Source organism: Halobaculum sp. CBA1158 (genome assembly GCF_021431925.1).
In the GTDB taxonomy this organism is placed as follows: domain Archaea; phylum Halobacteriota; class Halobacteria; order Halobacteriales; family Haloferacaceae; genus Halobaculum.
In genome coordinates, this window is the sequence record NZ_CP090371.1 from 2423186 (window position 1) to 2435387 (window position 12202).

A 12202-nucleotide genomic window follows, 5' to 3' on the forward strand; every position below is an offset into this window, starting at 1 on the left:
CCGGCGGTGCGCGAGGAACGCTCCGGGGATCGACGGAACCACCCGCAAGCGATACGGGAGTCCCGCCCGTGGATCGGACGATGGCACACATCGGCATCGTCGGTGCGGGCCTCGCCGGCGTCGGCGCGGCGTACGCGCTCCGGGAGTCGGACCACGAGGTGACGCTGCTCGAGAAGTCCCGGGGCGTCGGCGGCCGGGCGGCGACCCGTCGGCGAAACGACTGCGTGTACGACCACGGCGCGAACTACGTGAAAGAGCGCGACGACCGCACGACCGATCTGATCCGCGAGTTGGGCGAGGAGGGACTCGTCGACGAGATCGGTCCCGTGTGGACGTTCGAGCGCGACGGCGAGATCGACCCCAGCGACCGCGAGGAGGAGCGCAAGTACACCTGGGAAGCGGGAATCACCCAATTCGCCAAGCGCCTGCTCGCGCGGACGGACGCGGACGTGCACAAGACCACCCGCGTCGAGTCGCTGGCGCGCGACCCCGAGGACGACGCCTGGACCGCGACCGACGCCGACGGCGACGACCACGGCCCGTTCGACGCGATCGTGCTCACGCCGCCGGCCCCCCAGACGGCCGACCTGCTCCGGGCGACCGACTGGCCCGACGACGACGGCGCGCTCGAGGCGCTGGCGACGGCAGTCGAGGACGTGCCCTTCCGGACGATCCGCACGCTGGTGTTCGGCTACGACTTCTCGCTCGACGTGCCGTGGTACGCCGCGGTCAACACCGACACCGAACACGAGGTCGGCTGGCTCGCCCGCGAGGAGTGCAAGCCCGGGCACGTGCCCGACGGCGAGACGCTGCTCATCGCGCAGATGAGCCCCGAGTGGTCGAGCGACCACTACGACGACTCCCTCGAGGACGCCGCCGAGGCCGGGGCGTCGCTGGTCGCGGGCCTCGTCGACGACGGCCGCCTCGAGGACCCCGAGTGGGTCGACGACCAGGGGTGGCGCTACGCGCTCCCGAACGCCGGACTCGACCTCGACGCGGACGACGGCGCGCGCTCCCGCGCTCGCGACGCGGGGCTGTACGTCGCCGGCGACTGGGTCGCCGGAGCGGGTCGCGTCCACGAGGCGCTGTGGAACGGCGTCGACACCGGCGAGGCGGTCGCCGACCGACTGTAACCCCGGGCGAACGTCCGATCCGCGACGGCGACGCGGTCGCGGGTGCTGTTGCTGTCGCTGACGCGGTCGCGGGCGCTGTCGCCGACGCGGTCGCGGGCGCTGGTACCGTCGCCAACGCGGTCGCCGTCAGCCGCTATCACGTCGCTCGCCGCTTCCGTCCGTATTCTCCGCTGTCGAAACCGACAGGCCGCCCTCACCCGACCGATCAGACGACACCATGCCGGCCGATCCCGGTGACGCCGACGGCGACGTTTCCCGCCCGGTGACGGTCGAGTCCGGCGCGCGCCTCCACTTCGGCTTCGGCAACCTCTCGCTGGCGCACGAGCGCATCTACGGCGCGGTCGGCGTCGGCCTCGCCGAGCCGCGGGTCCGGCTCGCCGTCGAGCCCGCCGGGTCGGTCGTCGCCGCCGACGACGCGGTCGCCCGGGCCGCCGACCGCGCGTGCGACCTGCTCGGGGTTCCGGGTGCCCGCGTCGCCGTCGAGGAGTCGCTCCCGCGGCACATGGGGCTGGGGAGCGGGACGCAGCTCACCCTCGCGACGCTCGCGGGGATCGCCCGGGCGCACGGGCTGGCCCCTCGCGTTCGCGAGCGCGCGCCGGCGCTCGGACGGGGCGGTCGCTCGGGGGTCGGCGTCGCGACGTTCGAGGACGGCGGGTTCGTCCTCGACGCGGGCCACCCGACCGGCCGGTTCACGACCGACCGCCCGGCCGACGGCGACTGGCGGGTGCCGGCGGTGGCGGCCCGTCACCGCGTCCCCGACGACTGGCGCTTCCTGCTGGTCGTCCCTGACGCCGACCCCGGACGCTCGGGCGACGGCGAGGACTCCGCGATCCGCAGGGCCGTCGAGGACGCCGACCCGGCGGTCGCCGACCGCGTCGCGGGGACGATCCAGCGGCGGCTTCTCCCCGCGGTCGCCGAGGGGTCGGCCGAGCGCTTCGGCGCGGCCGTCGACGAGATCGGTCGACTCAACGGCGTCTGGTTCGCCGACGAGCAAGGCGGCGTCTACCGGCCGCCCGTCGGCGACCTGGTCGCCCGCCTCGGCGACGACCCCGCGGTCTTCGGCGCGGGCCAGTCGTCGTGGGGGCCGACGGTGTACGGCGTCACCGACCGCGATCGGGCGGATGCGGCCCGTTCGGCCGGTGAACGCGCGCTGGCTGCGGCGGGCGTCGACGGCGACGTTCGGGTCGTCGAGGCGAGCAACCGCGGTGCGCGGATCCGCGCCGGCGACGAGGGACGTGCCGGCGACGACAACGGAGACGGTGACTGATCGGCACAACGCCTAAGCACGCGCCCGGGTGAACACGCCCCATGGACCGGATCCCGTTCGGCGTGAGCCAACTCGACAGGGTGCTCGGCGGCGGCGCGCCCGAGGGGAACGTCGTCCTCGTGGCCGGCGAGGCGGGGGCCGGCGCGCGCGAGTTCGCCTACACCAGCGCCGCGATGAACGCGCTCGCTCGCGTCGATCGGGAGCTGTTCGACCTCTACTACGACGACATCGCGGCCGAGGCCGCCGTGCCGCCGGAGGTGCACTACCTCTCGTTTACCACCGGCGCAGACTACCTCGAGCGCGAGTTACGCTATACGATGGACGACGAGATAGTCGACGCGGCCGTCGACGGGATCGAGTTCGTCGACCTCTCGCCGGAGTACTTCCAGCTATCGACGATCCCCCGTGAGTGGTACATGGGAACCACCAGCTCGATCACGGACCTCGGAAAGGCGGGCAACCGCGACGGCGTGCTCACGGCGCTCGGTGAGTACCTCACGGAGCACGCGGCGGGGAATCTGGTCGTCATCGATTCCATCACCGACCTCGTCGGGGCGTCCGGCGGCGAGGTCGAGTGGGAGGACGTCGCGATGCTCGTTCGGGGGCTCGGCAAGGCCGCCCACTCGTGGGGTGGACTCCTCCTGGCGCTGGTCAACGTCGACACGATCTCCGATAACCAGTTCGGCCAGCTCATGGACGGCAGCGGGGGAACGCTCCAGTTCAGCTGGGAGTCCGGCGGGTCCAAGCGCGCCCGGACGATGGTCGTCCGGGAGTTCCGCGGCGTGCTCTCGCAGTTAGAATCGGAGAACATCGTCCGCTTCGAGACGGAGATCCACGACGGCGGTCTCGACATCAGCGACGTGCGGAAGATCCGATAATTCGCCGGCGGCGACCCCGAACTCGACAGTTTCGAGATGTTCGAACACTTCCGGGTGTCGTTCCCACCCGATCGTTCAATTCTGTTTCGAGACGGCGAAATCTGCGGCGGTAGTATTTACACCTCCGGGGGCCATGACCTGATGAATGGCCGGAGAACAGGTCGAGGGACTGCCGGAGGGGCTCCGTGAGTGGGTGCTCGCGCGCTCGGAGGAGACCGGTCGGTCGTCCGAGGAGGTGCTCGCGCGTGCTGTGACGATCGCGAAACTCCTCGACGAGTACGACGGCGACCTCGCCGACGGCGACGCGGACCCGATCACCAACGGCGACGCGGACTCACTCACCGACAGCGAGGGAGCGATCGCGGCGTCGGGAGCGCTGACCGATCGGATCGCCGAGGTCGAGGCGGCCGTCGCCGACCTCGATACCGAACTCGACGAGAAGATCGACGACGTGCGCTCGCGGGTGATCCAGGTCAAGCGCGAGGCCGACGCGAAAGCCGACGCCGACCACGACCACCCGGATCTGCGCGAGGAGGTGGAGAGCGCGTCCGCGACGGCCGCGGGACTCGACGACGACCTCGCGGAACTCCGGGCGGACTTAGAGGAGTTGGAGGAGACCTTCGAAGACGGGTTCGCCAACTACGAGGACGTGCTGGAGTACCTCACCGACGCCGTCGACGAGCACGACGCGAAGCTGTCGACGCTGGCGTCGGTACTCGCGGACCTCCGAACCACCGTCTCGAACCTCCGGGCCCGGGAGGCCCAGCGCCGGGCGGCCGCGGAGCTTCAGGCGGAGGCGAACCGCCTCGGCGTCGCTGCCGCGTCGTGTGCCGCCTGCGGGTCGAAGGTGCGTCTCGGCCTGCTGTCGTCCCCGGAGTGTCCGCACTGCGGCGGCACGTTCGAGTCGGTGGAGCCGGCCTCGGGGTTCTTCGACTCCGCGTCGCTCGCGGTCGGTAGACGACCGGCCCTGGAGGGGGAAACCACCGAGGAGACCACGGCCGAGGACATCTTCGACGAGGCGTAACGGATGCCGGACCACGATCCCGACGAGGAGTCGGACGCGAACGGGCCGGGGGAGGAGACGCCGGAGGCGAGCGATCCCGACCCGGCGGTGGAGGACGATCCCGCCTCGATCGACGACGATCCCGCCTCGATCGACGACGATCCCGCCTCGATCGACGACGACTCGACCACCGGCGGCTCGACCGACGCCGCGGCTGACCCGCTCGACGAGGTGATCCCGGCGTCGGACGCCGCCGGGGGCGACGCGGACGCCGCCCGCCGCCGGGACGACTCACCCGAGCCGGTCGACGACGCGGACGCCGACGCCGACGGAGCCGCCGACGCCGACGGAGCCGCCGACGCCCCCGGATCGACCGGAGCCGGACCGAACCCCTTCGCCTTCGACGAGGAACGCCCCGGCGCGAACGACGAACGCGAGGACAGCGAGCGGACCGGACCGGACGACGGCTCGGACGACGGTCCCCCGACCGTCGAGAACCCGTTCGCTGCCGACCGCGCCGGCGACCTCGAGGAGGCGGCCGACGGGGACGCCGACCGCGACGGCCGCGGCGATGCCCCGTTCGGGGAGTTGGCTCGCGGGGTCGAGGAGCGCCGTCGCCGGGATGACGGTGAGGACCCGTTCGAGTCGGTCGAGATCGCCGACCTCGACGAGGACGAGCTGTGGGCGGCGCTGACCGAGGGGGCCGACGAGGCTCCGCTTTCGCCCGACGCCACGGCCGCGGAGACGGTCTCGGGGGCGACGGATGCCGACTCGGAGCACATCGTCGACAAGCGCGAGTACTGTCAGCAGTGCCCGCATCTGTCGGCTCCCCCGGACGTGGCCTGCGAACACGAGGACGGCGAGATCGTCGAGGCGGTCGACCCCGAGCGGTTCCGCGTCCGCGGCTGCCCGGTGGTCCGCGACGAGGGGCCGGACTTCACCGCGGGCATCGACGCCGACGGCGACACCGCGGGGGGAGCCGTCGTCGGCGACGCCACGCGGGAGGACGAGGAGCTGACGGCCTCGGAGTCGGTCGTCGGCGGCGAGATCGACGGCGACGAGGACGTGGCCGTCGGCGCGAGCGACGCCGGCGGCGTCGACGGTACGGGGAGCGCGGGCGACGGGGGCGACGCGGTCGACGCCGCCGGCGACGACGCGTAAGCCATACCGGTGGCCGCACGCTACGGTGGCAACATGCAGTTCTGCGACGAGTGCGGATCGATGATGCACGCCACCGAGGGGGAGATGGTGTGTTCCTCCTGCGGCGCGAGCGCCGACCGCGACGAGGCGCTCGCCGAGCAGTTCGTCTCGACGGAGGCGCAAAGCGACGACGACGTGATCGAGACCGAGGAGGGGGCGAACTTCGAGGGGAAACCCACCTCCGAGGACGTGATCTGCGACGAGTGCGGCCACACCGTCGCGTGGTACACGATCAAACAGACCGGCGCGGCCGACGAGCCCCCGACGCGCTTCTTCAAGTGCAAGGACTGCGGGTATCGCTGGCGGGAGTACAACTGACGGCTGTCCGCAGAACCGATCACAACTCCTCGAGCAGCCATCTCCCGACCGCCTCGCCCACCTTCCCCGCCTGTCCGACGAAGAAGTGGTCCGCCGAGAACTCCCGCAGGTCGAACTCCAGTTCCCGGGCGCGCTCCACCACCGGCTCCCAGTCGGCCGTGTCGTCGCGGGTCGCGTACACCACCTGTGCCGGGCAGCCGCGGGCGTCGATGTCCGCCATCGCCTCGACGGCGTCGAGGTCGTCGGCGAGGCGGGCCGTCGGCGCGAGCGCCGAGACGGCGTCGAGGTCGTCGGCGAGGCGGGCCGTCGGCGCGAGCGCCGAGACGGCGTCCACGTCGCCCTCGCTTCCCACCAGCAACGCCACGCAGCCGCCGAAGCTGAAGCCGAGCAGGCCCACGCGGTCGTACCGCTCGCGCGCCCAGGCGACGGCGTTGCGGGCGTCGGCGCACTCGCCGTACCCCTCGTCCCAGTCGCCGTAGTCGAATCGGAGGCAGTCGACGCCGCCGGCGACGAGCACGTCGGACACCGCCCGGAGGCGCTCGTCGCCGCGGTGGCCGCGGTGCTGCGGGTGGGGCGGACACGCGACGACGCAGGCGCTCGCGCCCGCGTCGTCGCCGGCGGTCGAGCCGTCCGCCGTCCGCCCTCCGTCGGTCTCGTCGAGGGTCCCGCGAACGTCGCGTCCGCCGGGGACGAGTACGTCGGTCATGCTCGCGGATCGGTCGCCCGGCGCAAAACGGTAGCGGGAGTCCTCTCGGTCGGGTGAGATTTATACGCCAGGTCACCCTAGCCGAGGCCATGGGAATCCTCTCGCGCACCTCCTACGTCATCCGCTCGAAGATCAACGCGATCCTCAACCGAGCGGAGGACCCGACGGAGACGCTCGATTACAGCTACGAACAGATGCGCGACGAACTCCAGGACGTGAAACAGGGGATCGCCGACCTCACGACCCAGAAGAAGCGCCTGCAGATCCAGAAGCGCCGCTTGGAGGAGAACGTCGAGAAACACAACGAGCAGGCGCGCGAGGCCGTCCAGCAGGACCGCGAGGACCTCGCTCGCAAGGCGCTGGAGAAGAAGAAGTCGAAGATGAACCAGATCGAGGACCTGGAGGGACAGATCGCCGAGCTCCAGAACACCCAAGATCAGCTCGTCGACAAGAAGGACGAACTCCAGGGCCGCATCGACGAGTTCAAGACGAAAAAGGAGACGATGAAGGCGCGCTACGAGGCGGCGGAGGCGTCGACCCGCGTCTCGGAGGCGATGTCCGGCGTCGGCGACGAGATGGCCGACGTGTCTCGCGCGATCGAAAACGCGGAGTCGCGCACCGAGGAGATGGAGGCGCGGTCGCAGGCGATGGACGAGCTTCAGGACACCGGTGCGTTCGACGACGCCCTCTCGGACGAGGACGAGATCGACAGGGAACTGGAGTCCGGACGCACCGACCGCGAGGTCGAGGCCGAACTCGAGACGCTCCAGGCGGAGATGGGGACGGAGTCCGCCGCCGACGACGCGGACGCCGCCACGGGGGACGCCGACGCCGACGTAGACGTGGGCGGCGAGGACGTACCCGACGAGGAAGTGGAGGCGGAGCTCGAGGAGCTCCAACAGGAGGAGGACGCCGACGCCTCGAAGTAGCTCCCTGACGCCGGACCTCGATCCCGAATCGCGACGCCGTCTCGGTCCTCGCCACGGTCGTCGTCGTCACCGTCGTCGCCGCCGCCGTCGTCACCGTCGTCCTCGCCGTTTCCGTGCTCGCTGTTCCCTCTCCGTGCTGCTCCGGTCCGTGTTCACGCCCGTGCCGACTCCGGGACGGCGACTCGTCGCCGCCCGGTCGGCCGTCCCGTTTTTGTCCGTCGGTCTCGACCGTGGCCCCATGGCCGACGACACCGACCAGCCGAGCGACCGGCTGCGCGACCGGGCCGGTGAGAGCCGGTGGAAGCTGTGGCTCCTCCTGGAGGCGGACCGACGAGTCGTCGTCGCCGGGTCCGCACTCGCGGTGTTCGGCGTCCTGCTCGCCGCGGGGACGCTGTACGGGCCTACAGCACACGCGCTCCGGTCGACTGACTCCGTCGACACGACGTTTCAGGGGTTCCTGACGGCGACGATCACCGGCGTCACGCTCGTGCTCACGCTGAACCAGCTCGTCCTCTCACAGGAACTGGGGGCCGTCGGCGACCAGCGCGAGCGGATGGACGAGGCGATGGCGTTCCGATCGGACGCCGCGGACCTGCTCGACGCGCCGGTCAGCCCGGCGCGGCCCGCCCAGTTCCTTCGGGCGCTCGTGCAGGTGTCGGCCGACTGCGCCCGCGAGGTGCGCGAGGCGGCCGACCGCGCCGGCGACGACGAGGCGGCCGCGGCGGTCGACGACCTCGTATCCAGCCTGATCGGCAACGCCGAGGAGGTGTCGGAGGGGCTCGACGACGCGCGCTTCGGCGGGTTCGACGTGATCTCCTCGGCCCTCAACTTCAACTACTCCTGGAAGGTGTTCGCGGCGAACCGGATCCGCGCCACCCACGGCGACGCGCTCGAGGGAGAAGGGCTGGAGGCGCTCGACCGGCTGACGGACGTGCTGGAGATGTTCGGGCCCGCACGCGAGCACTTCAAGACGCTGTACTTCCAGTGGGAGCTGATCAACCTCTCACGAGCCGTTCTCGCGTCGGCGCTTCCCGCGCTGCTGGTGTCGACGTTCATGGTCGCGTTCTTCCACGCGGAAGCGTACGCCGTTACCCTGTTCGGCGTCGGGACGCTCGTCCCCCTGGTCGCGGCCGCCGCGACCGTCGCGACGGTCCCGTTCCTCGTGTTGCTCGCGTACGTCCTCCGGATCGCGACCGTGACGAAGCACACGCTGTCGATCGGCCCGTTCATCCTCCGGGAGACGGACGAGGTGTCGGAGGTCGAGTGGAACCGATGACCCGGCGGCGCGTACGCCCGGCACCGACAGACGAAAGTCGCCCGGGGCGGAACGTCGGGTATGAGCGACCTCGACGCGGAGGTACAGACCGCCAGCGACGTCGGCGGCGACGGGCCGCCCGTGGAGGAGAAGCCGTACAAGATCATCTTCGAGGCGAACGCCTGTTTCGGCGCGGGCAAGTGTGCGGAGGTGGCCGACAACTGGGAGATGGACATCGCCAGCGGGATGGCGAGGCCGAAGTCGTACTACGTCGGCGAGGACGAACTCGAGGAGAACGTCCGCGCGGCTGAGGTGTGCCCGGCGAAGAAGGACATGGGCTGTATCCACGTCGTCGACCGGCGGACCGACGAGGAGATCGCGCCGGACCCGCACGGCGACGGAACCCTGAGCGTCGACTGGTGAGGCGGATCAGTCGTTCAGGCTGACGGGCTCCTCACCGGCCAGCCGCGGGTCGATCCCGGAGACGGTGTGGGGACGGAACCCCTCGACTGCGTCCCGCGCGCCGAAGCTGTTCTTGAGGTTGTACGCCGGAAATGAGATGGGAATTGATCCGCCGTTCGCCGCAGAGTTGTCCGCGGGCGACCGAAATCCACTTGCACCGTCCGGCGAAACGGCGATCCGCGCGAGGGTGGCTGAGCTTGGCCAAAGGCGGCGGACTTAAGATCCGCTCCCTCAGGGGTTCAAGGGTTCAAATCCCTTCCCTCGCAGTCACGAGGAGTGTAACGACGAGTGACGAGTAGGAGGGGTTTGAAGCAGGGAGGAGCTTCGCTCCGACCGTGGTTCAAATCCCTTCCCTCGCATGAGTGGGGCCGAAGGCCCCCGAATCGTTCCGGAAAATTTGAACTATGCCGGACGCGCGCAGCGCAGCGAGCACGTCCGGATGTGGTTCAAATCCCTTCCCTCGCAGTCACGAGGAGTGTAACGACGAGTGACGAGTAGGAAGGATTTGAAGCAGGGAAGAGCTTCGCTCCGACCGTGGTTCAAATCCCTTCCCTCGCAGTCGCACGTCTCGCCACGTTCACGCCGGATCGATCGCGTCGCGCCGCCGGACTAGCACCACGGCGCGCGCGAGGAGGGCGGCTCCGGCGACGGCGACCAGGCCGTAGTGTATCACGAACGCGCGCTCCAGCGTCGCCTGTGAGAGCGTGAACCCACCGAACAGAGCGGTCGCGAGCGCGGGTCCGAGCGCCGGTATCGACAGGGTCGCCTCCACGCCGATCTGTCCGAGGGAGAACGACAGTCGCGTCCACGGAAGCAACAGTCCCGTGTAGGCGTACAGCCCCGCGACTGGTACGCCCAGCGTCGCGAGGGCGACGGCGGCGGGACGACAGGTCGCGACCGCGACGGCGATCCCGAGGGTCGCGGCGACGAGCGCACCGACCGCGAGCGCGACGCGGGTCGTCTCCGCGACGCCCGCCGGGATCACGTGCGCGGCGACTGCGAGGTCGCCGAGGGCGACGGCGGCCACGACGATCAACAGCGCCGGTTCGAGCGCGTCGGTCGGGTCGTCGATCGGCTCGGAGGGCACGCCCGCCGCGTTCGATTTCCTCGGAGGTAGTGGTTTCGGGTATCGGGCGTTTGCAGTCGCCCCGGTCTCCGCGGTCGCCGCCGACGGCGACTCGATCGCCGTCGACTCGTGGGATCCGGTCTCGACGGTCGTAGCAGTCGCTGTGTCGTGTGAAACGTGGGCCGAACGCGCGCCGGTGAAAAGAGCGGCGCGCGTTCCGCCCTGAATTGGTCCCCGCTGACGCTTCGGCCCTCCAGACGAAGCGTCACCTGACTCAAACGGGTGTGACCACTTAACGATGTTGGCGTCGGCCGTACCGGCCCCGACCGGAACCGGCGGCCGTGCGCGTCTCGCACTCGAGTGCGGCGGTTCTGTTCGAGTATGAACGGACAGAGACCGGATCCGGCTACCGTCGCGCCGGATGCGACGCGGACAGGCGCGGGCCGTCCCCGAGCAGTCGCTCGCGCAGCGTCTCGTCGGGGTCGGGCTCGGCGAGGAGGTCCCGCGCGCGCAACTCGGGGACGACGAGGTCGACGAAGTCGTCGAGGCTCCCCGTCCGCAGCACCTCCTTCACGTTGAAGCCGTCGACGCCGACCTCCTCGTGCCAGCGGGCGAGCTCGTCGGCCACCTGCTCGGGCGTGCCGACGACCACGGGCGAGGTGGTGCCGAGCCCGGAGAACTGCGCGACCTCTCGGACGGTCCACTCGCGGTCGGGGTCGGACTTCGTGAACGCGTTCATCGTCCCCTGGATCGCGTCGGTCTCGATGTGCTCGATCTTCTGGTCCGGGTCCAACTCCGAGAGGTCCATGTCGAGAAAGCCCGACAGCAGCGCGAGCGTCGCCTCCACGTCGACGGTGTCGAGGAGGCGCTCGTACTTCGCCTCGGCGGCCGCCTCCGTCTCGGCGACGACGGGGACGACGCCCGGGAAGAAAGCGAGGTCGTCGGGGTCTCGGCCGAGGTCGGCCGCGCGCTCGCGCAGGTCCTCCATGTACTCGCGGACGCCGGGTTCGGTGGGCTGCGAGCAGAACACCGCCTCGGCGTTGGCGGCGGCGAAGTCGCGGCCGCGATCCGAGGATCCGGCCTGGAAGATCACGGGCGAGCGCTGGGGCGACGGCTCGCAGCCGTGCGGCCCGGGCACGTCGAAAAACTCGCCGTCGTGGTCGATCTCGTGGACGCCCGCGGGGTCGCTGAAGGTGCCGGACTCGCGGTCGCGGACGACGGCGTCGTCGTCCCAGGAGTCCTCCCACAGCGCGTAGCAGACGTCCATGAACTCGTCGGCGCGGTCGTATCTGGTCTCCTTGTCCATGCGCTCGTCGAGCCCGAGGTTCCGGGCGGCGGACTCGAGATACGAGGTGACGACGTTGAACGCGACGCGGCCGTCGGTGAGGTGGTCGAGGGTCGAGAACTCCCGCGCGAGCTGATACGGGTGGGTGTAGGTGGTCGACTTCGTGACCGCGAACCCGAGCGAGTCGGTGACCTCGGCCATCGCGGGCACGAGGTAGCCGGGGTCGTTCGACGGGGTCTGCACGGCGCGCTCGATGGCCGTCTCGCGGTCGCCGCCGTACACGTCGTAGATGCCGCGCACGTCCGCGAAGAAGACGGCCGCGAAGCCGCCGCGCTCGGCGGTGCGGGCCACGTCCGTCCAGTACTCCCTGTCTTTGTACTCGGCGGATCGATCCGCGGGATGCGTCCAAGAGCCCGGGGAGACGTGCTCCACGGAGTTCATCGTGAAGAGGTTGAGGTGGATGCCGTCGCTCATTACGTCGTGTTCGGAGTCGGAGGGTGGTAAGAGGCGGTGGAATCGGCCGGGCGTGCCTGTACTCGGAGTAGTGAGTGGTGTCGCTGATGGAGTCGAGACTGACGACGTCGGTCCCGGTTGCACGAGGGTATCATAGAACAGTTCATACGCTTCGTTGACCGCTCCGTGAATCGGTCAGTACAGACCGTATACTCACCGCTGTTTCACTTCCCCACGATGTCGAATG

Annotated in this window: 12 protein-coding genes and 1 tRNA gene; 10 read left to right on the plus strand and 3 right to left on the minus strand. The window is 70.3% G+C overall.

What is annotated here, in order from left to right; translation table 11 throughout:
- The first annotated feature begins 80 nt into the window (after nucleotides 1-80).
- From Hbl1158_RS12650 to Hbl1158_RS12675, 6 genes are all read left to right on the plus strand, one after another.
- Entirely contained in the window at nucleotides 81-1133 is a 1053-nt protein-coding gene (locus Hbl1158_RS12650; RefSeq protein ID WP_234297615.1) for an FAD-dependent oxidoreductase, read from the plus strand.
- A gap of 217 nt (nucleotides 1134-1350) precedes the next feature.
- Entirely contained in the window at nucleotides 1351-2400 is a 1050-nt protein-coding gene (locus tag Hbl1158_RS12655; RefSeq protein WP_234297616.1) for a beta-ribofuranosylaminobenzene 5'-phosphate synthase family protein, read from the plus strand.
- A gap of 41 nt (nucleotides 2401-2441) precedes the next feature.
- Nucleotides 2442-3278, plus strand: a complete 837-nt coding sequence (locus Hbl1158_RS12660; RefSeq protein WP_234297617.1) for an HTR-like protein — start codon at nucleotides 2442-2444, stop codon at nucleotides 3276-3278.
- 145 nt (nucleotides 3279-3423) lie between these two features.
- Nucleotides 3424-4302 carry a CopG family transcriptional regulator gene (locus Hbl1158_RS12665; RefSeq protein ID WP_234297618.1) on the plus strand — a complete coding sequence of 293 codons (879 nt, stop codon included), beginning with the start codon at nucleotides 3424-3426 and terminating at the stop codon, nucleotides 4300-4302.
- A 3-nt stretch (nucleotides 4303-4305) separates the two neighbouring features.
- Nucleotides 4306-5442 carry a hypothetical protein gene (locus Hbl1158_RS12670; protein ID WP_234297619.1) on the plus strand — a complete coding sequence of 379 codons (1137 nt, stop codon included), beginning with the start codon at nucleotides 4306-4308 and terminating at the stop codon, nucleotides 5440-5442.
- Nucleotides 5443-5475: 33 nt separating this feature from the next.
- Nucleotides 5476-5799 carry a transcription factor S gene (locus Hbl1158_RS12675; RefSeq protein ID WP_234297620.1) on the plus strand — a complete coding sequence of 108 codons (324 nt, stop codon included), beginning with the start codon at nucleotides 5476-5478 and terminating at the stop codon, nucleotides 5797-5799.
- 19 nt (nucleotides 5800-5818) lie between these two features.
- Here Hbl1158_RS12675 and Hbl1158_RS12680 read toward each other — a convergent pair whose 3' ends face one another.
- Nucleotides 5819-6505 (minus strand): alpha/beta hydrolase, encoded by a 687-nt coding sequence (locus Hbl1158_RS12680; RefSeq protein WP_234297621.1) that lies wholly within the window; start codon nucleotides 6503-6505, stop codon nucleotides 5819-5821.
- A gap of 89 nt (nucleotides 6506-6594) precedes the next feature.
- On the opposite strand from Hbl1158_RS12680, the gene Hbl1158_RS12685 reads away from it, so the two are divergent.
- From Hbl1158_RS12685 to Hbl1158_RS12700, 4 genes are all read left to right on the plus strand, one after another.
- Nucleotides 6595-7434, plus strand: coding sequence for a PspA/IM30 family protein (locus Hbl1158_RS12685; RefSeq protein ID WP_234297622.1), 840 nt, complete (start codon nucleotides 6595-6597; stop codon nucleotides 7432-7434).
- A gap of 238 nt (nucleotides 7435-7672) precedes the next feature.
- Entirely contained in the window at nucleotides 7673-8710 is a 1038-nt protein-coding gene (locus Hbl1158_RS12690) for a hypothetical protein (protein WP_234297623.1), read from the plus strand.
- A gap of 60 nt (nucleotides 8711-8770) precedes the next feature.
- Nucleotides 8771-9112 (plus strand): ferredoxin, encoded by a 342-nt coding sequence (locus tag Hbl1158_RS12695; RefSeq protein WP_234297624.1) that lies wholly within the window; start codon nucleotides 8771-8773, stop codon nucleotides 9110-9112.
- 220 nt (nucleotides 9113-9332) lie between these two features.
- Nucleotides 9333-9417: transfer RNA gene (locus Hbl1158_RS12700), tRNA-Leu, on the plus strand.
- Between the two features lie 311 nt (nucleotides 9418-9728).
- Here the strand turns inward: Hbl1158_RS12700 and Hbl1158_RS12705 are convergent.
- Nucleotides 9729-10238: a cytochrome b N-terminal domain-containing protein gene (locus Hbl1158_RS12705; RefSeq protein WP_234297625.1), complete on the minus strand. Its 510-nt coding sequence runs from the start codon at nucleotides 10236-10238 to the stop codon at nucleotides 9729-9731.
- Nucleotides 10239-10623: 385 nt separating this feature from the next.
- Nucleotides 10624-11976, minus strand: a complete 1353-nt coding sequence (locus Hbl1158_RS12710) for an LLM class flavin-dependent oxidoreductase (RefSeq protein ID WP_234297626.1) — start codon at nucleotides 11974-11976, stop codon at nucleotides 10624-10626.
- Nucleotides 11977-12202 lie beyond the last annotated feature (226 nt).